The 23,368-nt window shown below is 66.2% G+C and carries 19 protein-coding genes, 1 tRNA gene and 1 riboswitch; of the genes, 9 read left to right on the top strand and 11 right to left on the bottom strand.

Annotated features, from left to right (window positions below):
- The first annotated feature begins 35 nt into the window (after positions 1–35).
- The 3 genes from orn to BLT03_RS04810 all read left to right on the top strand — a co-directional run bounded on the left by orn (position 36) and on the right by BLT03_RS04810 (position 4,430).
- Positions 36–614 carry an oligoribonuclease gene (orn, locus tag BLT03_RS04820; RefSeq protein ID WP_092741092.1) on the top strand — a complete coding sequence of 193 codons (579 nt, stop codon included), beginning with the start codon at positions 36–38 and terminating at the stop codon, positions 612–614.
- Between the two features lie 266 nt (positions 615–880).
- Positions 881–2,833 carry a DEAD/DEAH box helicase gene (locus BLT03_RS04815; RefSeq protein WP_092740821.1) on the top strand — a complete coding sequence of 651 codons (1,953 nt, stop codon included), beginning with the start codon at positions 881–883 and terminating at the stop codon, positions 2,831–2,833.
- Between the two features lie 130 nt (positions 2,834–2,963).
- The gene (locus tag BLT03_RS04810; protein ID WP_092740819.1) at positions 2,964–4,430 is read left to right on the top strand and encodes a sensor domain-containing diguanylate cyclase; all 1,467 of its coding nucleotides are present in this window, start codon (positions 2,964–2,966) and stop codon (positions 4,428–4,430) included.
- 91 nt (positions 4,431–4,521) lie between these two features.
- Here the strand turns inward: BLT03_RS04810 and BLT03_RS04805 are convergent, their stop codons facing one another.
- Entirely contained in the window at positions 4,522–5,754 is a 1,233-nt protein-coding gene (locus BLT03_RS04805) for a multidrug effflux MFS transporter (protein WP_092740817.1), read from the bottom strand.
- A 189-nt stretch (positions 5,755–5,943) separates the two neighbouring features.
- A riboswitch (cobalamin riboswitch) is annotated at positions 5,944–6,209 on the top strand.
- A 246-nt stretch (positions 6,210–6,455) separates the two neighbouring features.
- Between BLT03_RS04805 and cobW the strand changes: the two genes are divergently transcribed.
- Genes cobW through BLT03_RS04785 form a run of 4 tightly spaced genes read left to right on the top strand, consistent with a single transcriptional unit; the run spans position 6,456 to position 13,290 of the window.
- The gene (cobW, locus tag BLT03_RS04800) at positions 6,456–7,505 is read left to right on the top strand and encodes a cobalamin biosynthesis protein CobW (RefSeq protein WP_092740815.1); all 1,050 of its coding nucleotides are present in this window, start codon (positions 6,456–6,458) and stop codon (positions 7,503–7,505) included.
- Between the two features lie 21 nt (positions 7,506–7,526).
- Positions 7,527–11,372, top strand: coding sequence for a cobaltochelatase subunit CobN (cobN, locus tag BLT03_RS04795; RefSeq protein WP_092740813.1), 3,846 nt, complete (start codon positions 7,527–7,529; stop codon positions 11,370–11,372).
- Positions 11,369–12,625 (top strand): magnesium chelatase ATPase subunit I, encoded by a 1,257-nt coding sequence (locus BLT03_RS04790; protein WP_092740811.1) that lies wholly within the window; start codon positions 11,369–11,371, stop codon positions 12,623–12,625. Before cobN ends, BLT03_RS04790 begins: the two co-directional genes overlap by 4 nt.
- A gap of 20 nt (positions 12,626–12,645) precedes the next feature.
- A complete protein-coding gene (locus tag BLT03_RS04785; protein ID WP_139160321.1) occupies positions 12,646–13,290 on the top strand; it encodes a vWA domain-containing protein in 645 nt (214 codons plus the stop codon).
- A 177-nt stretch (positions 13,291–13,467) separates the two neighbouring features.
- Here the strand turns inward: BLT03_RS04785 and BLT03_RS04780 are convergent, their stop codons facing one another.
- From BLT03_RS04780 to BLT03_RS04770, 3 genes are all read right to left on the bottom strand, one after another.
- The gene (locus BLT03_RS04780; protein ID WP_092740809.1) at positions 13,468–14,397 is read right to left on the bottom strand and encodes an ABC transporter substrate-binding protein; all 930 of its coding nucleotides are present in this window, start codon (positions 14,395–14,397) and stop codon (positions 13,468–13,470) included.
- Positions 14,398–14,514: 117 nt separating this feature from the next.
- Positions 14,515–14,997, bottom strand: coding sequence for a copper chaperone PCu(A)C (locus BLT03_RS04775; protein WP_092740807.1), 483 nt, complete (start codon positions 14,995–14,997; stop codon positions 14,515–14,517).
- A gap of 162 nt (positions 14,998–15,159) precedes the next feature.
- Positions 15,160–15,525 carry a hypothetical protein gene (locus tag BLT03_RS04770; protein WP_092740805.1) on the bottom strand — a complete coding sequence of 122 codons (366 nt, stop codon included), beginning with the start codon at positions 15,523–15,525 and terminating at the stop codon, positions 15,160–15,162.
- Positions 15,526–15,744: 219 nt separating this feature from the next.
- Between BLT03_RS04770 and BLT03_RS04765 the strand changes: the two genes are divergently transcribed.
- Positions 15,745–16,839 carry an SDR family oxidoreductase gene (locus BLT03_RS04765; protein WP_092740803.1) on the top strand — a complete coding sequence of 365 codons (1,095 nt, stop codon included), beginning with the start codon at positions 15,745–15,747 and terminating at the stop codon, positions 16,837–16,839.
- 51 nt (positions 16,840–16,890) lie between these two features.
- Here BLT03_RS04765 and BLT03_RS04760 read toward each other — a convergent pair whose 3' ends face one another.
- The 7 genes from BLT03_RS04760 to BLT03_RS04730 all read right to left on the bottom strand — a co-directional run bounded on the left by BLT03_RS04760 (position 16,891) and on the right by BLT03_RS04730 (position 22,287).
- Positions 16,891–17,307, bottom strand: a complete 417-nt coding sequence (locus BLT03_RS04760; RefSeq protein ID WP_092740801.1) for a pyridoxamine 5'-phosphate oxidase family protein — start codon at positions 17,305–17,307, stop codon at positions 16,891–16,893.
- A gap of 26 nt (positions 17,308–17,333) precedes the next feature.
- The gene (locus tag BLT03_RS04755; RefSeq protein ID WP_092740799.1) at positions 17,334–17,549 is read right to left on the bottom strand and encodes a DUF3606 domain-containing protein; all 216 of its coding nucleotides are present in this window, start codon (positions 17,547–17,549) and stop codon (positions 17,334–17,336) included.
- Between the two features lie 267 nt (positions 17,550–17,816).
- Positions 17,817–17,892 (bottom strand) — tRNA-Lys (locus tag BLT03_RS04750).
- Between the two features lie 137 nt (positions 17,893–18,029).
- Entirely contained in the window at positions 18,030–19,007 is a 978-nt protein-coding gene (locus tag BLT03_RS04745; protein ID WP_092740797.1) for a GMP reductase, read from the bottom strand.
- Positions 19,008–19,187: 180 nt separating this feature from the next.
- Entirely contained in the window at positions 19,188–19,907 is a 720-nt protein-coding gene (locus tag BLT03_RS04740) for a hypothetical protein (RefSeq protein WP_092740795.1), read from the bottom strand.
- Between the two features lie 98 nt (positions 19,908–20,005).
- Positions 20,006–21,031 (bottom strand): Bug family tripartite tricarboxylate transporter substrate binding protein, encoded by a 1,026-nt coding sequence (locus tag BLT03_RS04735; RefSeq protein ID WP_092740793.1) that lies wholly within the window; start codon positions 21,029–21,031, stop codon positions 20,006–20,008.
- A 47-nt stretch (positions 21,032–21,078) separates the two neighbouring features.
- Positions 21,079–22,287: a M20 family metallopeptidase gene (locus tag BLT03_RS04730; protein WP_092740791.1), complete on the bottom strand. Its 1,209-nt coding sequence runs from the start codon at positions 22,285–22,287 to the stop codon at positions 21,079–21,081.
- A gap of 154 nt (positions 22,288–22,441) precedes the next feature.
- Here BLT03_RS04730 and BLT03_RS04725 point away from each other — a divergent pair, with 154 nt between their 5' ends.
- On the top strand, positions 22,442–23,347 hold the full coding sequence (locus BLT03_RS04725) for a MurR/RpiR family transcriptional regulator (protein WP_092740789.1): 906 nt from the start codon (positions 22,442–22,444) through the stop codon (positions 23,345–23,347).
- Positions 23,348–23,368: the final 21 nt, after the last annotated feature.

The raw sequence follows: 23,368 nt of genomic DNA, 5'->3' as shown, positions 1-23,368 counted from the left end.
GCGGCGAGTTTAGGCCATCGGCGACAATGCCGGCCATGTCTGACATCGCCAACCCCACTGCGCCCGTGCTGTCCAAATCCGACCAGAATCTTGTCTGGCTTGACTGTGAAATGACTGGGCTGAACCCGGAAACCGACCGCCTGCTTGAAATCGCTGTCGTGGTCACAGGGCCCAGCCTCTCTCCGCGGATTGAGGGCCCGGTGTTTGCGCTTCACCAATCGGATGCCTTGTTGAATGGCATGGATGCCTGGAACAAGGGAACGCACGGCCGCAGCGGACTGATCGACAAGGTCCGTGCATCTACCGTGACGGAAGCCGAGGCTGAGCAGGAGATCATTCAATTTCTCTCTCGCTACGTTCCCAAGGGCTCCGCGCCGATGTGTGGCAACAGCATCGGGCAGGACCGCCGCTTCCTCGTGAAGTACATGCCACGCCTGGAAGCGTTTTTCCACTACCGCAATCTGGATGTCAGCACCTTGAAGGAACTGGCCAAGCGCTGGAAGCCAGAGGCCTATACGACCTTCAAGAAAGCGCAGCGCCACACCGCTTTGGCGGACGTGCACGAATCCATCGACGAATTGGCGCACTACCGTACGCATCTGCTCGCGCTGTGATTGCATAGCGCGGCAATCAACGGAATGCATTGCGGGAAAACCCCAGCCATGCAATAATCGCTGGCTGCGCGGAAATCTCGCGCAGTTTGTGCATCTCCCTTCACACACTGGGTCTGCGGCCTGCTGATACTTCAGCTTGGATCCCGCGCTAATGCCCACCTGCTCGGCAACATGCTGATGCTGGTTTCGTTTGATGGTTGATGTTTTTTAACCATTGACGAAGCCACCGCGTGCTACGCACGCGGCCGTCTTCGTGTGAGAAAAATATGACCGACACTTTCCAAGTGCAGGGCGAATTCGCGCCTGCTGAATCTTCCATGGCCGTTGAAACGCTGGAATCCGCAGCGATCGAAACCGGCGAATCCACTCAATCGATCCAATCCGCTGAATCTGTTGAAGCCGCTGTGGTGGCCGAAGACGCAGCGCCCGCACTGCCCAACGGTTTCGTCCGACTGGGCCTGGCGCCCGAACTGGTGCAGGCAGTGGCTGATCTCGGCTACACCCAGCCCACCAGCGTTCAAGAGCGTGCCATTCCTCTGGCCATGGGCTCGGGCGATGGGTCCAGCCAGTTCATCGATCTGATGGTTTCCAGCCAGACCGGCAGCGGCAAGACCGCCGCCTTCCTGCTGCCTGTTCTGCACACGCTGATCCGCCAGCAGGCGGAAGCCGATGCCGCTGCCCGCGACGAGTACGACCGCGCTGCCGCTGAAGCCGTTGCCCGTGGCGAACCGGCTCCCAAGCGCAAGCGCAAGGACCCCACCAATCCCCGCAACTTCAAGGCTGCCGCTCCTGGCGCCCTGATCCTGTGCCCTACCCGCGAACTGGCCCAGCAAGTGGCCCACGACGCCATCGAACTGGTGAAGCATTGCCGCGGCCTGCGTGTCGCCAATGTGGTGGGTGGCATTCCTTACCAACTGCAGATCGCCAAGCTGCAGAACGCCAACCTCGTGGTCGCCACGCCCGGCCGTCTGCTGGACCTGCAGCGTTCGATGCAGATCAAGCTCGATCAAGTGCAGTTCCTGGTGGTGGACGAAGCCGACCGCATGCTCGACCTCGGTTTCTCCGATGACCTGGCCGAGTTGAACCAGCTGACCGCCCAACGCCAGCAGACCATGATGTTCAGTGCCACGTTCGCACCACGCATCCAGCAACTGGCCATGCGCGTCATGCACGACAACGGCTCTTCGGTGCAGAAGATCCAGATCGATTCGCCGCAAGAAAAGCATGCCAACATCAAGCAAGTTCTGTTCTGGGCCGACAACGCCCAGCACAAGCGCAAGCTGCTGGACCACTGGCTGCGTGACACCACGATCAACCAGGCCATCGTTTTCGCCAGCACGCAAGTGGAGTGCGACGGCCTTGCCAACGATCTGCAGCAAGAAGGCTTTTCCGCCGTCGCGTTGCACGGTGCCCTGAGCCAGGGCCTGCGCAATCGCCGTCTGATGGCGCTGCGCAGCGGTCAGGTGCAGGTGTTGGTGGCTACTGACGTGGCGGCTCGCGGCATCGATGTGCCCACCATCACGCACGTCTTCAACTACGGCCTGCCGATGAAGGCTGAGGATTACACCCACCGCATCGGCCGTACTGGCCGTGCAGGCCGCGATGGTCTGGCTGTGACGTTTGCCGAGTTCCGCGATCGCCGCAAGATTTTCGACATCGAAGGCTACAGCAAGCAGCAATTCAAGTCGGAAGTGGTTCCTGGCCTGGAGCCACAGCAACGTGCGCCGCAGGCACGGCCTGAATTCGGTGGTCGTGGTCGCCAAGGTGGCTACGAGAACCGTGATGGTTTCTCGCGTGATCGCAAGCCGGCAGGCGCTGGCCGCGGTGGCTTCGGTGGCGGTTTCGCCGGCAACGACCGCAGTGGTTTCGGTGGACGCGGTGCTCCCGCTCCACGTGCTGCAGGCGGCGGTTACCAAGGTGCCGGCGGCCACGCTGCTCCGCGCGATGAGCAACGTGGCTTTGGCAACGGTCCTCGTCGTGACGGCGACAGCTATGGCCGCAAGCCAGGCTTCGGCGAGTCCCCCCGTGGCAACAGCTTCGGTGGCGGCCGCAACGAAGGTGGTGGCGCTCCCCGTGGAGATTTCTCACCTCGTGGCGACTTTGCACCCCGTGGCGAGTTCGCACCCCGCAAGCCTGCATTCGCCAAGCCCGGCGCTGGTGGTGGCAAGCCATTCGTGCCGCACGACGCACGCAAGCGCCCAGCACGTCCTGCACGCTGATCCAATAGCCCACTGCGGCTGACATGAAAGCCAACCCTTGCGGGTTGGCTTTTTTGTTGGTGGACCCGCAGCATGGAAAAGGAGCCAACGTTGTGTGCCTGACAATCACCGCTTGGATTGGAGGTTTCAAATGCCGTCTTCTTTGTCCTCGGGTGCCGATTTCGAGCACATGTTCGACATCGCGCCCGTCTCGCTCTGGCTAGAGGACTACAGCGCACTCAAGCAATTGTTCGATCAGTGGCGCAGCGAGGGCGTGCAGGACATCACCGAGCATGTCCGGCAAAACCCATCGTGCCTGCGGCAGTACGGAAAGTGTCTGAGGATTCTCAAAGTGAACCAGCGCACGCTGGACCTCTTTGCCGCGCCAGATCAGGCCACGCTGGAGGCCTCGCTCGGCCAGGTGTTCCGCGACGACATGCATGAGCAGTCGTTGCCGGAGATGCAGCAACTGTGGGCGGGTGCCACTGAGTTTTCCAACCAGGCGGTCAACTACGCCTTGGATGGCCGGCGGCTCGACGTGCAACTCCGTGGGCGCATCCTTCCCGGACATGAGCACGACTGGAGCCGCGTTCTGGTGTCTCTGGAAGACAACACCGAGCAACTCCAGGCGCGCCGCGCCCTGCAGGAAAGCGAGCTGTATGCCCGCGGCCTTTTCGAGAATTCGCCCGTGTCGCTCTGGGTTGAAGACTTCAGTGCGGTCAAGCGGCTGCTGGACGAGGTGCGGTCCCAGGGCATTCGGGATTTCAAGACTTTCCTCAAGGTCCACCCGGAATTCGTGGTGCGGTGCATGCATGAGATCCGCGTGATCGACGTCAATCAGGAAACGCTGTCGATGTTCGGTGCCGACTCCAAGGCAATGCTGCTGCACCACATCGGCAAGGTGTTCCGCGACGAAATGCAGGAGTCCTTCGCGGAGCAATTGCTGGACTTGTGGGATGGCAGGCTCTGGCAGCAGCGCGAGGTGGTGAACTATTCCCTCTCGGGCGAAGCGGTGAACATCCACATGCAGTTCGCCATCCTGGCCGAGCACGCGCACGACTGGGACGTGGTGCTGTTATCGCTGGTGGACATCACCGCTCGCAAGAAGGCCGAGGCCTATCTTGAATACCTGGGCAAGCACGATGTACTGACGCAGTTGCGCAATCGGGCGTTTTATGTCGAGGAGCTGAACCGTCTCACGCGAAAGGGCCCCTGGCCTGTGGCTGTTCTCGTGATCGACATGAACGGGTTGAAGGCCATCAACGACGAAGAGGGCCATGCGGCTGGCGATGCCATGCTGCGGCGCGTGGGCGAGGTACTGGCCAAGGCGGTGGATGCGCCCGCATGTGCGGCGCGCATCGGCGGCGACGAGTTCACGGTGCTGATGCCCGCTACCGACGAGCGCGGAGCCCATTCGCTCATGGAACGCATCGGCTCCATGCTGGACCTGAACAATCAGTTCTACCCCGGCCGGCCGCTCAGCCTGTCGATGGGGGTGTCCAGCGCCGCATCGGGGGATCAGCTGGAGGCGGCGGTCAATCGGGCGGACCAAGCCATGTACGCCGAAAAGATGCGCTACTACCAAACCCGCGATACAGACCGGCGCCGGGGCAACTGAGTGGATGGCGCTCAGCCGCGCTTAATGTGACTGAGCGGTCGCAGCGACCGAGCCGCAGAGCGGCGCGTATACGCCTTCTACCCGATTTGTGTCAGGCTACGGAGGCCGTGCGGCCGACGTCCGGCCAGCGGTGGTGCAGGTACACCCAGGCCAACAGGCCCACGCACATCATTCCCAGCGAGGCACCGGCCAGCCACAGGGTCGAATGCATGACCAGTGGAGCGACCACGCCTGCGACGAGCCCGTTGGCCGTCGATCCCACGAAGGCTTGCAGCGAAGACGCCATGCCCCGCCGCTCGGGATGCAGGTCGAGCACCAGCAGCGTGACCACTGGCACCATCAGTGCCCAGCCGAAAGCGAACACGGCGATCGGTATCAGTGCCCATGAAACATGCGCGGTGAACAATGCATTGGCCAGCAGGTTCACGATGGACATCGAAAACATGATCAAGAAGCCGTGGCGGATCTGCCGTTTCGGTGCAATACGCCCTGCCAGGCGCCCGCTGAGCCACGCGCCACCCATGATTCCGGAGATGGTGAGGATGAAGAACCAGAAGAAATGGGTCGGCGCAAGCCCCAGGTGATCGCCCAGAAACGCCGGCGCCGCCAGCACGTACAGGAACATGCCGTTGAAAGGCACACCGCTGGCCAAAGCCAGCAGCAAAAAGCGGGGGCTCGAACCCAGTTCCCAATAGCCGCGCAGCAGATGGCGTGCATTGAAAGGCTGGCGCTGGTCGGCGTGCAGGGTTTCTGGCAGCAGACGGTAGTTGGCAAGCCACAGGGCCCCGCCGATGCCCGTCAGAAACCAGAACACGCTGTGCCAGCCTGCGTGCACGAACAGCCATCCACCGATGATGGGAGCGATGGCTGGCGCCACGCCGAAGTAGATGGTGACCTGACTCATCACCTGCTGCGCTTGCGCTGGCGGGAACATGTCGCGGATCACTGCGCGCGACACCACGATGCCGGCGCCTGCGGAAAGGCCTTGCATGGCGCGGAAGACCACCAGTTGCCCGATGCTTTCCGACAGTGCACAGCCGGCCGATGCCAGCGTGAAGATGGCGATGCCCCACAGCACCACGGGCCTGCGGCCGAAGCTGTCCGACAGCGCGCCATGGAACAGCGTCATGAAGGCGAACCCGAACAGGTAGGCCGACAGCGTCTGCTGCATTTCCACCGGCGAGGCGCCAAGCGCTGCGGCGATGCCCGAGAACGCAGGAATGTAGGTGTCGATGGAAAAAGGCCCCAGCATGCCCAGCAGCGCCAGCAGGACGGCAAGGGCCCAGCGCGGTGCGCGCCAGATGTTGTGGGCTTCAGGATTCATGGGTTTTTCGTGGGGGACGGCAGGCAGGCGGAAACGAACACGTACCCGCCGCCGGCAGGTACGTGCGCGCGATTATCGGCCAGCTCGCATCGAAAAGGCTTGGTCGCGCCGCAAGGGTGTCCGGTCGGGGACGCGCAGGCCGATCCCGGATAATCCCGCCGGGAGAACTGCAAGGCGCAACGCGCAGCGGTCCTCCTCGGTGAGAAGGTGCCCACAGGCTGCAAGGTCTGGGGTTCAACGGGAAGCAGGTGCGTGCATGCGTCGCTCTGGCGCTGCCACAAATCCTGCGCTGCCCCCGCAACGGTCAGCGGATCAGAGACCCTCGTGCCGACGCGCATCGCGCCGGCGGCCACTGCGCATGACAGCGTGGGAAGGCCGAGGGTTTCGTCACCAAGGGCATTTGTGCTCGATGGCGGTCCGCAAGCCCGGATACCGGCCTTCTGCATCGCGCCGGACGCTGCGGGCACCGCCCGTGGCGTGTTTTATGGAACGCCTTGCGGGAGAGCGGGGCAGCCTGGACAACACATGCATTCTTCAACGCTTCAGCGGGCGCGACATCGGCCCTGCACGCCACCCGACTTTTTTCGACAGGAGGCCAGCCGATCGTGTGCGGCTGCCGCGCCATCTGACCCCGCGTCCAACCCGCCAAACATCGTCGATCGCCGAGATCCCGTCGGACCGCTCCGTTGAAAGAACCCTCCATGCAAACGCCAAAAATCCCCGCCACCATCGTCACCGGCTTCCTCGGGAGCGGCAAGACCACGCTGCTGAGCCACATCCTGGACAACGCCGACGGCCGTCGCATTGCCGTGATCGTCAACGAGTTCGGTGAACTCGGTATCGATGGCGAAATCCTCAAAGGCTGCGGCATCGGCTGCGACGAATCGGGCAACGAGCGCGAAGGCGCGCTGTATGAACTGGCCAACGGATGCATGTGCTGCACCGTGCAGGAAGAGTTCTTTCCGGTGATGAAGCTGCTCGCCGAGCGGCGTGACCAGATCGACGCGGTGCTCATCGAGACCTCGGGCCTGGCGCTGCCCAAGCCGCTGGTGCAGGCCTTTCAGTGGCCGGAGATCGCCAACGTGTTCACCGTCGATGCGGTCGTGACGGTGGTGGACACACCCGCAGCCGCCAGTGGCCAGTTCGCGGCCAACCCCCAGGCTGTGGACGACCTGCGCCGCGCGGACCCCAACCTCGACCACGAATCGCCGCTGCACGAATTGTTCGAAGACCAGTTGTCCGCCGCCGATCTGGTCGTGCTCAACAAAACCGATCTGGTGAATGCCGATGCGCTGGCCCGTGTGCAAGCGTTGGTGCGTGAAGAGATTCCTTCGTCCGTGAAGATCGTCCAGGCCGAGCAGGGCCGCTTGCCGCTCGATGTGTTGCTGGGCCTGTCGAAGGCGTCGGAAGCCACGATCGACCAGCGCCAGAGCCACCACGACCATGAAGAGGACCACGATCACGACGAGTTCGATGCGCACGTGATCGACCTGCCGGCCGTGGACCGCGAACGCCTGCTCGCGGCCCTGGCGGGCTTGGTGGAGCGGCACGCCATCCTGCGCGTGAAGGGTTTTGCGGCCATTCCCGGCAAGCCGATGCGCTGGCTGCTGCAGGGTGTGGGGCGGCGCTTCGACCACCACTTCGACCGCGCCTGGCGCGAGGGGGAAGACCGAAGCACGCGCCTCGTCTTCATCGGCCAGGATTTGGATGCGGAGGTACTGCGCGCCGGGCTCGAGGGCGTGGCGGCTTGACGGCCGGGCCGGCCTGACGCCATGCATCTGCTCAGCACCCGCCCCGGCGGTTTCGTCGAAGACGAAACCATCGTCACCCGCCTGGACCAGACGCCGGCCGAGATCGTCATCCTGAGTTCGGCCGATACCACGCTCTCGCTGCTGTCGGCCGCCTGTGCCGAACTGGCGCGCACACAGCCGGGCTTTCCCACCGTGCGGCTAGCCAATCTGCTCTATCTGCGCCAGCCCGCCTCGTTGGACCTTTACCTGGACGAGGTGCTGCGCCATGCGCAGGTGGTGGTGCTCGACCATCTGGGGTCCGAATCCGCGTGGCCCTACGGCATTCAGCAGATCGGTGCGCTCGCGCGCCGCCAGGGCCAGCGCCTGGCCATGTTCTCGGGCGACCTGCAGGAAGACCCGCACCTCGTCGAGCGCAGCACGCTGGCCCCATCGGTGTGCCATTTGCTGTGGCAGTACCTGCGTGCGGGCGGTGCTGGCAATGCGCTGCAGTTCCTGCGGGCCGTCGCGTTTCACGGGCTGGGCCATGGCCATGCACCGCTGCCACCGCGCAGCTTGCCGCAGGCCGCGGTGCATGTGCCGCCAGCGCTGGCGGCTTCGCGGCCGGCCGGGCACACGGTGCCGGGCATCGACGAGCTCTGCGCCGCCTGGGTGCCAGGCGCGCCGGTGGTGGCGCTCGTCTTCTACCGCTCGCACCTCATGGCGGGCAACACCGCGGCGTTCGATGCGCTGGCGCTCTCGCTGGTTCGCCATGGGCTGAACCCTTTGCCGGTCGCGCTCGATTCGCTCAAGGACCCGCTGTGCCTGTCGACCCTGCAGGCGCTGTGCGGTCAGCACGCCGTTCAACTGGTGTTGAACACCACGGCATTCGCCGCGCTGGAGGAGGGGGCTGCGCTGGCGGGCGATGCGCCGGTGCTGCAGGTCATCGCCAGCGGCGGCAATCGCGAGGACTGGTGGGCGGACAGCCAGGGCCTGCGCCCGCGCGACATCGCCATGCAGGTGGTGCTGCCCGAGATGGACGGGCGCATCGTTACGCGCGCCATCAGTTTCAAAGGACTTTCGCACCGCTGTGCCTTCACGCAGACCGATGTGGTGGCGTATCAGCCCGAGCCCGACAGGGTGGATTTCGTTGCGGCACTGGCCCAGCGCTGGTGCCGTTTGCGCAGCCTGCCGGCCGGGGAAAAACGCATTGCACTCGTCCTCGCCAACTACCCCGGCAGCGAGGGCCGGTTGGGCAGTGGCGTGGGCCTGGACACGCCCGCCTCGGTCATCGGCATCCTGCGGCGAATGCATGCCGAGGGCTATGCGCTTGGCGATCCCGCTTCGCTGCCGCCCGATGGCGATGCGCTCATGCAGGTTTTGCAGCAGGGCATTGCCAACGATCCCGCGCAGTGGCCGTTGCGGCCTGCATGGCAGAGCTATGCGCTGTCGGATTACCTTGCGCGGCTGGCGGCGCTGCCCGCCGGCATGGCCGACGCCATCCACACGCGCTGGGGTGCGCCCGAAGCCGATCCGCTGCTGCGCCAGGGCCGGTTCATGATCGCCGGCTTGCGGCTGGGGAAGGTGTTCGTCGGCATTCAGCCCGCGCGCGCCAATGCGGCGGGATCGCAGGAGCAGTCCACCGCCGGCGCACAGGACTATGCGAGCTACCACGACGCCGAACTGGTGCCGCCGCATGGCTATCTGGCGTTTTACTTCTGGCTGCGCGACGTGTTCGCCATCGATGCCATCGTGCATGTGGGCAAGCACGGCAACCTCGAATGGCTGCCGGGCAAGAGCCTGGCGCTGTCGCAGGCATGCTGGCCCGACGCGATCCTGGGGCCGATGCCACACCTGTATCCGTTCATCGTGAACGATCCGGGCGAGGGCGCCCAGGCCAAGCGCCGCAGCCAGGCGGTGATCATTGACCACCTCATGCCGCCGCTCACCCGCGCTGAAAACCATGGCCCGATGCAGGACCTGGAGCGGCTGGTGGACGAGTATTACGACGCACTGCTCGTGGATGCACGCCGTGCCACGCTGCTGCGCCGGCAGATCCTGGAGGCAGTGCGCCGACAGCACCTGCTCGAAGAGCTGGACCTGGCCGCGCTGGCGGGCGGCGCGCAGGACGACGATGCCATCCTCACGCGCATCGACGCCTACCTGTGCGAGCTCAAGGAAACGCAGATCCGCGATGGCCTGCATGTCTTCGGTGCCTCGCCCACCGGGCGCCAGCGGCGCGATACCTTGCTGGCCCTGGCCCGCTACCCTTCCGGCGACGGGCAGGGCGCACAAGCGGGATTGCTGCAGGCCCTGGCCGATGACCTGCTGCCGGGCGAGCCCTTCGATCCGCTGCAGATCGACACCGCCCAGCCCTGGCAAGGCCCCCGACCCGCCGCGCTGCAAGGCGTGAGCGGCGACCCCTGGCGGCATCACGGCGACACCCGCGAGCGGCTGGAGCTGCTGGCCCTGCAACTGCTGGAGGGCGTCGGCACGCCGGCCGCCGACTTGCCGAGAACGTGGGCCGTCCTGGAGCGCGTACAGGGCACGCTGGCCGCTGCGCTGGACGCTTGTGGTGGGCAAGAGCTGGAGCAGTTGTTGCGTGGCTTGCGCGGCCTGTTCGTGCCGCCGGGGCCGAGCGGATCGCCTTCGCGCGGGCGGCCCGACGTGCTGCCCACCGGCCGCAACTTCTACACGCTGGACACGCGGGCCATCCCCACGCGCACGGCCTGGGAGCTGGGCCAGCAATCTGCCCAGCGCATTCTGGAGCGCTACCTGCAAGAGCATGGCGAGTACCCGCGCACGCTGGGCCTGTCGGTCTGGGGCACGGCCACCATGCGCACCGGTGGCGACGATATCGCCCAGGCGTTCGCGCTGATCGGCGTGCGGCCGCGCTGGGCGCCGGGCAGCCAGCGCGTGGTCGATTTCGAGGTGGTGCCGCGCGTGGGGCTGGGCCGGCCCCGCATCGACGTCACCCTGCGCATTTCGGGCTTCTTCCGCGATGCGTTTCCGGGCACGGTGCAGATGTTCGACGCGGCCGTGCAGGCCGTGGCCGAGCTGGAGGCCGAGGACGCCGAAGAGAACCCCATCCGCGCCCGCATCCTTGAAGAATGCGCCGCGCTGCAGCAACAGGGCGTAGAGGCCGCCGCCGCGCGCCGCCAGGCCGGTTGGCGCGTGTTCGGCGCACCGCCCGGCCATTACGGGTCGGGGCTGAACGGCCTGTTCCAGTCCGGCGACTGGCAGGACGATGGCGACCTGGCCCGCGCCTATGTCGGCTGGAGCGCGCATGCCTATGGCCAGGAGGCTGCCGGCGAGCCGGCGGGCGAAGCGCTCGCACGACGGCTCCAGGGGCTGGACGTGGTCGCGCAGAACCAGGACAGCCGCGAGCACGACCTGCTCGACTCCAGCGATTACTACCAGTTCCAGGGCGGCATGGCCGCTGCCGTGCGGCACCTGTCGGGCCGCCAACCCGCGATGTACCACGGCGACCATGCCAATCCGCAGGCGCCCCGCATTCGCACCCTCAAGGAAGAGATCGGCCGCGTGGTGCGCGCCCGCGTCACCAACCCCAAGTGGATCGATGGTGCCAAGCGCCACGGCTACAAGGGGGCTTTCGAGATGGCGGCCACAGTGGACTACCTGTTCGGCTTCGACGCCACCACGCGCCAAGTGAGCGACCACCACTACACGCTGGTGGCCGACGCCTACGTGCTGGACGCCGGCACGCGCGACTTCGTGCGCGACCACAATCCCGCAGCCCTGCGCGACATGCTCGAACGCTTGCTGGAGGCGATGCAGCGCGGCCTGTGGCAATACCCGGGCCCCTACCAACAGGCGCTCGAAGACCTGCTGCTCGATCACGAAAACCACATGGAAGGACTGCGCGGATGACCTCGCTTCCCCCGCTGAACGCCGGTACGCCAGCCCACAACGTGCCATCGCCTGTACCGTTGCCCGCGCTGTTTCCTTTTTCCGCCATCGCGGGCCAACCGCTGCTGGTGCAGGCCTTGTTGCTGGCCGCCATCGATCCGGCGCTGGGCGGCGTGCTCGTCGAGGGCCCGCGCGGCACCGCCAAATCCACGGCTGCCCGGGCGCTGGCCGAACTGATCGAGGGCGCGCCCTTCGTCACCTTGCCGCTGGGCGCCTCGCTGGAACATCTGGTCGGCACGCTGGACCTGGGGCAGGCGATGGCCGGGAACACGGTCGCATTCGCGCCGGGCTTGCTGGCACGCGCTCATGGTGGCGTGCTGTATGTGGACGAGATCAATCTGCTGCCCGACGCGCTGGTCGACGCGCTGCTGGACGCCGCTGCCAGCGGTGTGAACGCCGTGGAGCGCGACGGTATCTCGCACCGCCATGCCGCCCGCTTCGTGCTGGTGGGCACCATGAACCCGGAGGAGGGCGCGCTGCGCCCCCAGTTGCTGGACCGCATGGGCCTTTGCGTGCGCCTGTGCAACGTGGCGGATGCCGCCGAGCGCCAGGCCATCGTGCGGTCGCGCCTGGCGTTCGATCTGGACCCGCCCGCCTTTCGCGAGCGGTTTGCCGGGGCGCAGGCCGACCTGGCGCAGCGCCTTCGCACCGCGCGGGAGCGCATAGCCCAGCCCGGTGCGCTGCCCTGGCCGGATGCGGTGCTCGCCACGGTCAGCGAGCGTTGCATCGCCGCCCAGGTCGATGGCCTGCGTGCCGACTTGGTGATGCTGCGCGCCGCCCGTGCGCTGGCCGCCTGGGAAGGCGCTGCCGCGGTGCAGCCCGGGCATGTGGACCAAGTGGCGGAACTGGTGCTGGTGCACCGCCGCCGCCCGGGCAGCGAGACCGCTGTGGCGCCCGCTCCCAGCACTTCCTGCCACTCGCCAAAAGCTCCGGACACGAAAAATCCGCAGAACGATAGCCGCGGCCCCGGCGAAGCAGCGGGCCCGAAGAACGACGCTGATTCCAACGCCAACGCCAACGCCAACGCCAACGCCAACGCTGAGACATCGGCGCCGCAAACCGCCTCTGCCAGCGGCGGCGACCCTGGATCACCCGGCGGCCCGTCGGACTGGGGCGCGCTGCCGCCCGAGCCTGTCGGCACGCAGGCTTTCAAGCCCGTGCGCCCGTGGCTGGCGCCCGCCAGCGGGCAGGGCGCTGCACCAAAAAAAGCCTGAGCCCCCACCCCGCGCGCGCCATGGCACGTGATGGAGACCGGGGGCGCGGCGACGAAGCACCTCAGCCTGACCCGCGTGGCGACCAGCCCGGCGCGTGGGACTGGCCGCGCACCTTCATTGCCCGTGGTGCGGCCACCGTGCTGCAGCGCGACCATCTGCGCCGCCAGACTGCGCAGGCCCGCACCGGGCGGCTGCATTGCTTCGTGCTCGACTGCTCGGCTTCGATGGTGGCCAGCGGCGCTCTGGCGCGCGCCAAGGGCGTGTTGCTGGCGCTGATGGAGGAGGCTTACCGCGAGCGCGACGATGTGGCGCTGCTGTGCTTCGGCGGTGATGGCGTGCAACTGCGCGTATCGCCCCAGCGCGCTCCGGCCTGGAGCGATGGCTGGGTGGCGCCCATCGGCGGTGGTGGGGGAACCCCGCTGGACCGTGCCGTGTCGCACGCGGCCCAGGTGCTGGACGGTGCGCGGGGCCGCCAGGGCTGGCTATGGCTGCTCACCGATGGCCGCACACGCGAGCAGCCCGAGCGGCCGGCTTCGGCCCACACCGCCTGCGTGGTGGACTTCGACACTGCCCGGCTGGCCCTGCACCGGGCCGAGCGATTGGCGCGGCAATGGCAAGCGCGGTACTGGAGCGTGAGCGACGGGGCGGCCTCGCAGGCGCTATGAAAAGGTGAGCTGCCACCGCTTATCTCTGTAGGGTTGCAGCAATGAATTGCCCTGAAGTGCAATACCTACTAGGGCAGATTGCTATATTTTTTAATAGCAAGTGCGATGCGATGCGATGCGATGCGATGCGAGGACAGGGCTGAGGCAACTCGTTCGTGCCGTGTCGCCCATTGGCCCTCAAGGCAGGGCGGTCGAGCGGCGGTCCACCGACGCCAGGCAGTCCAGAATCTCCTGCGCGGCCTCGTCCATGCGCGGGCCGGGTCGCACCATCACGTCGAAATGCGATTCGGTGATGCGGCAAAACCGTCCGCGCTGCACTGCGCCCATAGTGCTCCATCCGGGGCGGGAGGCGATGGGCGGCGTGCCCCGGCCTTCGTTGGTGATGAGCAAATCGGGCTCGGCGCGCACCGCGTATTCAGGCCCCAGCTTCGGGAACGCGCCCAGACTGCCGGGCACCACGTTGCGCAGCCCCAGCCGTGCCAGCGTCTCGCCGATGAAAGAAGCCTCGCTGGCTGCCGCAGAGCCGCCGTGCAGCTCGAAGTACACCCGCCGGCCTTGCCAGGCGGCGGGAACGCGCGCGCGGGCCGCATTCAGCCGCACATCGGTGCGCTGCCAGAGCGCCTCGCCTGCGCCGGGTTTGCCGATGGCCTGCGCCACCGCTTCCATGTTGCGCCGCATGTCGGCGTGGGTCTTGGCGTCCAGCGCCAGCACCTTGATGCCCAGGCTTTCCAGCCGCTCGACCACGCGGTTGCGGGGCCGCAGCAGCACCAGGTCGGGCCGCAACGCGATGATGCGTTCCACATTGGCATCCGCCAGGCTGCCCACCTGCGGCAACTGGCGCACCGATTCCGGCCAGTTGGAATGCCGGTCCACCCCGACGAGGCGATCGCACGCGTCCAGCGCGCACAGTGTTTCGGTCAGCGAGGGTTGCAGCGAGACGATGCGCATCGCTGGCCGTGGCAACTCCACCGTCTGCTGGCGGTCGTCGGCGATGCGGATGCCGGCCTGCGCAGCCCCTGCCAGCAGCCAGAGCAGCAGGCACAGCGATGCACACGGTCGGTCGATGAGGGAGAGGCGCAAGAGGGCGGGCAGGCGGTGAAGCGGCATGGAGCGCGGTATTGTGCCGGCCCGCGAGGGCCAGATCCCGCATGGCCGGGCGGGGGCACGGCGGCGGTGCGGCTGGTCAGCACAGTGCTTCGAAGCCTGCGCTGACCGAATGCAGGCTCAATGCTTGTGGTCGCCGTGGCCGGCCGGTGCCTGGCTGGCGCTGACGCCGCGCGCCTGGGCCTTCACTTCCATCGACTCACGCTTGCCGTCCTTGCCTTCGAACACCAGCGTGATCGGCACCGTGTCGCCTTCCTTCACGGGCTTGGGCAAGTCCATCAACATCACGTGGTAGCCACCGGGCTTGAGTTCCACGGCCTTGCCGGCCGGCAGCTCGACCGCAGGAACCTCGCGCATCTTCATCACGTCGCCTTCCATTTTCATCTCGTGGATTTCGGCCAGCGGCGCGGCGGGCGAGCTGACCGACACCAGTCGGGTGTCCTTGGCGGCATTCAGGCGCATGAACGCGCCCGTGGCCTTCTGGTTGGGCACCGAGGCGCGCACCCAGGCGTCCTGCACGGTGACCTGCGCGTGGGCGGCAGTGGCGGCCAGAAGGGCCAGGGCGATGGAAACGGAAAAAGCGGAAGTACGGTTCTTGGGCATGAAAGCTCCTTGGAAGCAAAAACGGTAGGGCGGTGCTCACTGCATGCAGGCTGCACGCCAGTGGATGCCCCGTGAGGCATGAAGATCAAGAGAAAAGCGCGAGGCCGAGGCCGAGGCAGTGCGGCTGTGCGCATGCAGCCTGCCTGCCCCCGAATGGCGGAGTCACACAACCAGAGGTGGCGCGCGGGGCGGAAACGGAGACCCTGTCGCTTCGGCCTGCGGGGCGCAGTACCGCGGGGCGGGCATCGACGGCAACGGGCTTTGCGTGCGCAGCCCCGCCGATGCGCAGACCGGCGGCAACGCCGAAGGCAGGCACAGCGGGCATTCCAGGCCATGGTGCAACGGTGGCGCCGCATCATCCGTCGCGCCGACGCTGGCAACCACCCAACGTGCTTCGCCGCCTGCGGAGCACACCTGCTCCATGCGCTGTGGATGAACCAGCGGCGCGGCGATCGCCACACCGAGCGACGCCACGAACCACGCCAGGATCAGGCGTGCCAGGAAGCGGGCGTGGCGCAGTGTGTGCATGTGCGGCGCATTATCGCCGCGTGCTTTTCAGCACCCTTCGCAGGCCTTGCCCAATCGCTGGGCAACGCCCAGTGCGCAATGGGTTTCCTGCAAACGGACGGCGCGTTTTCCGACGCAATGGCTTTTTCCGCCCACGCAGCCTTGTGCGTCTTCGGCAGCCCGCCTTGCCCTGTGACGGGCGGCACGCTGTGATCGGCCACCCTCATCAGGAGCTTCTTCATGCCCACCTCGCCACCCTCCAAAGCCAAGCCCAAAACCAGCGTTGCTGCCGCTTCCAAGGTCGCCGCCAAAACCAGCGCCGTGGAGTCGCCCGACACCGAAGCGGTGGCCCGCAAGCAGGTGCGCATCCAAAAAGAACAGGATGCCAAGGACCAAGCTGCGAAGGCCAAGTCAGCCGCTAAACCGACAACCGCCTCCAAAAGCGCCAGCAAGAAGGCCGCGCCCGGCGCGGGGCGCGCCGCGCCCGTGCCGCCGATGCCCGAGCAGCATCTGGAGAAGCCGGGCATCGAGGCCGACATGGAACTGGCTCCCCAGTTCGAGGCACCCCATTACCAGGGCAGCGGCAAGCTCGAAGGCTTTTCCGCTATCGTCACGGGCGGGGATTCCGGCATCGGCCGTGCGGTGGCCGTGCTCTTTGCCCGCGAAGGGGCCGACGTGGCCATCGTTTACCTGAACGAGCACGAAGACGCCGAAGTCACGCGCCAGCATGTCGAAAAGGAAGGCCGCCGCTGCATCCTCATTCCGGGTGACGTGAAGAGCGCCGCCTTTTGCCAACGCGCCGTGCGCAAGACCGTTTCCACGCTCGGCAAGCTCGACGTTTTGGTGAACAACGCCGCCTTCCAGGAGCATGCTGCTTCGCTGGCCGACTTGACCGAAGAACGATTCGACGAAACGTTCAAGACCAACATCTACGGCTACTTCCACATGGCCCAGGCCGCGCTGCCGCACCTCAAGCGTGGCTCGGCCATCATCAACACCGGATCGGTCACGGGCCTGCGCGGCAGCAAGGAATTGCTGGACTACTCCGCCACCAAGGGCGCGATCCACGCCTTCACCAAGGCGCTGGCCAGCAACTTGGCGGAAGAGGGCATTCGCGTCAATGCCGTGGCGCCCGGCCCGGTGTGGACGCCTTTGAACCCTGCGGACCGCAGCGCTGAAGGGGTTGCCAAGTTCGGCAGCCAGACCCAGCTTGGCCGCGCGGCGCAGCCCGAAGAGCTGTCGCCCGCTTATGTGTTCCTTGCTTCGCCTGTGTGCTCCAGCTACATCACCGGGATCGTGCTGCCGATCACCGGCAATGCCGGAGACGGGGCCTGATGCAATGGCAAAGGCGCGGCCCGAAGTTGTCGGGCCGCGTCGCGCAATGGGTCAGACCGTGATGTCGCCGTCGTCTTCGCCATCCCAATAGTGGATGCGCGAAGCCTTCACGCGGATCATCACCAGCCCCTCGGTGTCGATGCCGTCTTCGAACCAGCGATCGAGATCGGGCGTCCAGTGCTCGGCAAACGTGTCGCGATCGCGCACGAGTTCAGCGCGTCCCTCGACTGCCACCAAAAAGGCTTTCGCTCCCTGGAAGGCGAGCGACACCTGCGGATCGCGTTCGATGTCGGCCACCATGCGCGACTGGGCCCAGGTGAAGTAGCAAGAAGTGCCGTCGTAATCGACTTCGCGGTTGTTGCTCATCGGCCGGCCGGCGATGGCGCCGCCATCGGTATGGGTGGAGAGCATCGCGATGTCGATATCGCGCATCTTTTCGGCCAGGTCGGCCAGGTTCTTTTGGGGCATGGTGCGGTTCTCGGAGATGTGGTGTTTCAGCGATCGGCGCCCAGCTCTTCCACGCGGTCATCGTTGGTGGTGCTACGGGTGCCTTTGAGATGCATTTCCACATCCGCCGCTTTGTCGCCGACGGCGGCGACGGCTTCTTTCAACTGCAGCTCGCTCACGGCGAGCTTGTTGGACCATTTGGCGGTGATGGCGGCGTCATTGATGTCGATGCGATCGGGCTGTACGCCTGCGGCTTGGTTCATGTCAGTCTCCTGATGGAAAGGAAGAGGAAGGTGACTTTTGAACCTAAGGGGCACATGGGCCCCACCCTGTAGGCAGAACGCGCTCACTGCCGGAGGGATTGCCGCACAGGGCATCGATTTCGCATGAGCAACGCGGTTTGAACGCTGGCACTTATTGCTGCCGACGGGCAGTTCGTTGACCAACACCAGGGCGAAAACGCCGCGCCCATAAAAAAAGCCGACGCTATTTTTGTAGCATCGGCTTTAGTTGCCTTGGAGGCTTATGAGTGGTGGGTCCTGAGTGACTCGAACACTCGACCTACGGATTAAGAGTCCGCTGCTCTACCAACTGAGCTAAGAACCCACTTTTTGAAAAGCTGTCTGCATTGCTGCAGAGCCTCGAATTATGCACCAACTTTTGTGGCGTTTGCAAGCGCTACAGAAAAAAGTGCGCTCATTGACGGCTCGGCCGCACGCGAGATGGGCCTTGCCCTGCAAGCGTTACATGAGCAGATGCTCGCCCGCGTTGTCGCCGCCCAGGATCACGTAGTTCACCTTGCGAATATCCATGAGCTTGCGGCCGCCGGAATAGCTGATCGAGCTTTGCACGTCCTGCTCCATTTCGACCAGCGTGCTGGCCAGCGTGCCCTTGATGGGTTCGAGGATGCGCTTGCCTTCCACGTGCTTGTACTCGCCCTTGTTGAAGTCGCTGGCCGAGCCGTAGTACTCCTTGAACAAGGCGCCATCCACTTCCACCGTCTTTCCGGGTGATTCTTCATGGCCCGCGAACAGCGATCCGATCATCACCATGGTCGCGCCGAAACGGATGCTCTTGGCGATGTCGCCATGGTCGCGGATGCCGCCGTCCGCGATGATGGGCTTGGTGGCCACGCGCGCGCACCACTTGAGCGCCGACAGCTGCCAGCCACCCGTGCCGAACCCCGTCTTGAGCTTGGTGATGCACACCTTGCCGGGGCCGATGCCGACCTTGGTCGCGTCGGCGCCCCAGTTTTCCAGGTCGATGATGGCCTCCGGCGTGCCAACGTTGCCGGCGATGACGAACGACCCCGGCAGCTTTTCCTTGAGGTAGGCGATCATGTTCTTCACCGTGTCGGCATGGCCATGGGCGATGTCGATGGTGATGTATTCGGGCACCAGGCCCGCCGCAGCCAGCTGGTCCACGGTGTCGTAGTCGGGCTTCTTGACCCCGAGAGAGATCGAGGCGTAGCAGCCGGCCGCGTGCATGTCGCGCACGAACTGCACGTTGTCCAGGTCGAAGCGGTGCATCACGTAGAAGTAGCCGCTTTTCGCCATCCAGAGGCAGATCTTTTCGTCCACCACGGTTTTCATGTTGGCCGGCACCACAGGCAGGCGGAAAGTGCGCTGGCCCAGCGTCACGCTGGCATCGCACTCGGAGCGGCTTTCCACGCGGCATTTGCGCGGCAGCAGCAGGACGTTGTCGTAGTCGAAGATTTCCATCAGATTTCCAAGCTCCATCGAAGGACGCGGCGGAAGGATTTCCGCCACGGTGGGCGCTTGGCTTGCGGACCGGCTCTGCGGGTGCCACCGCCATGGGCAGCACCGGACCCTGCTGTGCGCAGGCGCAAAAAAAACCGGGCGTCAAGAAACTTGGGCCCGGTGACTGATTCTACCCGCCGCTCAAGACCCTGCGGCGCACCGGGACTGCGCGGCGGCCACGATGCGGCCTTGCGCATCCTGGAGCCAGCCTGCCACGAAGAGCCGCTCGGGGTTGGCGCCCTCGGGCGTTCGCATGGAGCGGTTCTCCATCCAGGATGATTGCTCCTTTTTTGATAGCGATGTGCCGGCGTTCCATATGCCCTGGAGCACATTTCGAACCACATTGCGATCGACCGGCGTTCCCGCGGTGCCGGCCGGAACGCTTTCCACCAACACCAGCGAATAGGCATAGTCGCCGGCAGGCAGCGGCGCACGTGGAGCCGGTTTGAAGGAGATGCCAGTGCCGAGGTAATCATTCATCGCCAGGCCGCTGGCCACGCGCAGGCGGCCGGGCAGGGGCTGGACCTCGGCCGTGTGAGTGTCCGAGAACTGCGGAACGCCCCGGCCCAGATCCTGCAGGCGCTGCAGGGCGTCACGCGTGGCTGCCGCCGACAGCGGGGCATCGTCGGCCAGGCCGCCGGGCACGATCCAGTCGAGCACCAGTGCGCTGGGGCCGGGCACGTGCGCCGGTGGGCCGGCCCAGCAGGACTCGCAGTCCGCGTTGATGAAGCGTTCGTACAAGGCCACGGGCTGGGCGGTGCCGTCGCTGGAGCAAGAGGCCTGGGCCTGCGCCAAAAGCGGGCTGCAGCCCAGTGCGGCGAGCAGGGCCAGGGCCGGCAGGGAAGGGTGGTTGGAGCGCATGGTCGGCGTGGGCGGCAGTGGTGATTGCGCGCCATGTTCCCACAAGATGCCACGCGGCCGGAACCACCGGCCGCGTGGCGGGGCCGGTGCCCCTGCGATTACTCGGGCTTCACGTTGGCGCGGCGGACCACGTCGCCGTATGCCACCAGACGCTCGGCCATCATCTTCTCGAACCCGGCCGGTGCCATGTCTTCCGGCGCGATCACGCCGCGACCGCGCAGGTTCTCCAGCATCGACGGTTCGGTGGCGGCCGTGCGGATGGCCTTATGCAGCGTGGCGACGATGTCGGGCGGCGTGTTGGCCGGGGCAGCGATGCCGGTCCACGAGGTCTGGTTGAGCGGTGCGTGGCCCAGTTCGGCGAAGGTGGGCACGTCGGGCAATTGCGGCAGGCGCTGTGGCGATGCCACGGCGAGCGCGCGCAGTTTGCCGGCTTGTATGTGCGGCAGGAAGATGACCAGGTTGTCGAGCGTGAACTGCACCTCGTTCGCCAGCACGGCCGTGATGAGGGGCGAGCCGCCGCGGTAGGGCACATGCACGGCCTGGGTGCCGACGGCGAGCTGCATCATTTCCACATTCAACTGGCCCATGCTGCCAGCGCCGGCGCTGCAGAAGTTGAGCTTGCCCGGGCGCTCCTTGGCATAGGCCACGAACTCGGCGAAGGTCTTTACCGGCAAGCTGGGGTGCACCACCAGCACGTTGGGCTGACGGCCCAGGATGGCGATGTTGTCGAAGTCCTTGATGGGGTCGTAACCCAGGTTGGGCTGTACCAGCGGATTGGCCAGGTGGCTGCTCTGCGACGAGACCACGAGGGTGTAGCCGTCGGCCTTGGAGCGGGCCACGAACTGCGCGCCGATCGATCCACCTGCGCCGGGCTTGTTGTCGATCACCATGGGCACGCCCAGGATGCGGCCGAGCGGCTCGGCGTATTGCCGGGCCATCACGTCCACCGAGCCGCCGGGCGGGAAGGGCACGACGAGCGTGATCGGGCGGGTGGGATACGTCTCGGCCGCGTGGCTGGCCAGGGCGGGAAGCCCGGCCAGGCCCAGGCCGAGGCTGGAGGCCAGGACCTGGCGGCGGGTCAGGGGGCTGGCGCTGTGCGAAGAAAGGTCGGTGCGAAAAGGCATGGCAGAGGCAATGTCAAAAAGGGCAAACGGTCGAACAAAACATCGGGTCAACCCAGCGCGAGCAGGGTGAGCGCGAGCGCCTGGGCTCGGGGTACGAAGGTGGTCAGGTCGCAGAACTCGCGCTCGCTGTGGGCATAGCCTCCCACCGGGCCCAGCGCGCACAGCGAGGGAATGCCCATCGACGAAGTGATGCCGCTGTCGGCGGCGCCGCCCGTGAATTCGCCCTCCACCGCGAAGCCGACCTGCGCGGCGCAGCGCTGATAGGCCGCCAGCAGATCGGCAGGGGTGCGGGCCATCGGCAAAGTGCCCGTCTGCTCCACGATGCGGCCACTGGTGCGGGGCAGCGATTCTTCTTCGATGATGGCGCGGATGCGGGCCTGCACTGCGTCCAGGTCGTTTTCGGCGGTGTAGCGCAGGTCCAGATGGGCCTTTGCCAGCGGTGCGACCACGTTGGAGGCCATGCCGCCCTGGATGAAGCCGACGTTGAGCGTCACGCCCGGCTCGCAGCCGTTGAGGGCATGCAGCGCGATCGTCTTGCGCGCCAGGGCCTCGATGGCGCTTGCACCCTGGGCGGGGTTGATGCCCGCGTGCGCGGCCACGCCTTGCACCTCGAAATCGATGCGGTACGAGCCCTTGCGCTCCACCACCACATTGCCGGAGATGCGGCCCGGCTCGGCATTGAGCACGGCACGCGCGCCCTGGGAGATTTCGCGGATCACCGTGCGGCAGGCGGGCGAGCCCACTTCTTCGTCGCACGAGAAAAACAGGTGCACGGGCGAGGCATTGCCGCCGAACCGCGCCAGGGCTTCGGCCACGAAGACATTCATCACCAGGCCGGATTTCATGTCGGCCACGCCGGGGCCGAACGCCTTGCCGGCCTCGACGCGCCAGGGGCGCTCGGCGGCAGTGCCCAGGGGAAACACCGTGTCCATGTGGCCCATGAGCTGCAGGTGACCAGTGGCAGTCGGGCTGCTGCCCGGAATCCGGGCCAGCAGGCACTCGCCCCAGCCGGGCTGCGGCCGGGTTTCGACCGCGATGCCGGCTGCCTCCAGGCGCCCGCGCAGCAGTGCCGCCACTTGCTGCACGCCCGGCACATGGCCGCTGCCGCTGTCGGTGTTCACCACATCGCGCAGCAGATCGAACATGGCGCTTTCCTGCGACGCCAGCCATTCCAGCATCGGTTGGGCCGCGGGCGACGGAGCGGTGCCGGCCTCGGGGCTGGCGGGGTGGGCTGGAGCTTCGATCGAGGTGGACATGGGGGCAGGCTCGTGGAATGAAATGAATATTTCAATGATCATATATTCTTGAAACAATCATTGCAATGCGGCTGCGGTCGCTATGCTTGCCGCGCGGTGCTCCAACTGCCGCCCGCCAAACCCCCTTTCAACGTTTTGCCATTGCACCTTCGCCATGCTCCTGACCGAACGGCTCGTTCTTCACGCATCCACCCTGACGGCCAGCGAGCGGGCGTTGGCGGATGATCTGCAGCGCCATTACCCCGACGGCCTGCTCGACTCGGCCAGTGCCATGGCGTCGCGGGCGGGCACCAGTGCCTCTACCGTGGTGCGACTTTTCGCCAAGCTGGGCTATGCCAGCCTCGCCGAGGTGCGACGTGAGGCCCGCAGCGAAGTGACCGTGCTGCTGCAGACGCCCGCCCAGCGCACCCGGGCCACCATTGGCAGCGACCGCACGCTGGCCGAATGCGTGGACGATGCCTTGCTGCACGACCAGCACAACCTGACCGCCACGCGCCAGGGGCTGGACATGGCCGTCTTCGGAGCGGTGGTGAATGCCGTCAGCGGCTGCAAGGGACGCGTCTTCGTGATGGCCGAAAAGAACAGCGTGCCCGTGTCGTCCTACCTCACCACGCACCTCAACATGTGCCGTCCGCAGGTGCTCGAACTGGGCGCGGGCGCACCCTTCGCCGTGGACCGGCTGCTGTGGACCCAGCCGCAGGATGTGCTGCTGGTGTTCACCATCCGCCGCTATTCCAATGGTGCATTGCTGGCCGCGCAGCACTTTCGGCAACAGGGCTGCACGGTGATCGCCATCACCGACAGCGCGGCCGCGCCCATCGTCGCGTGCGCCCACCACAGCCTGCTGGTGGCCACGGCCAATGCGTCGCCGTTCGATTCATACACCGCCGCGTTCTTCCTGTGCAACGCACTGGTGTCCGCCGTGGCGCAGCAGCGGCACGGCGAGGTGGCACAGACCCTGCAGCGGCGCGACGCGCTGTGGAAGGACTTCGAGGCCGACGCGGTGGACGGCCTGCGCCGCACGCCCCAGCCTGCCGGCCGGCCTCGCGGCGGGGCATAGCAGCCCCACGGCCGGGTGCGG

The sequence above is a fragment of the Paracidovorax valerianellae genome (genome assembly GCF_900102625.1).
GTDB lineage: Bacteria > Pseudomonadota > Gammaproteobacteria > Burkholderiales > Burkholderiaceae_C > Paracidovorax > Paracidovorax valerianellae.
This window is presented reverse-complemented; position numbering and strand designations above follow the sequence as displayed.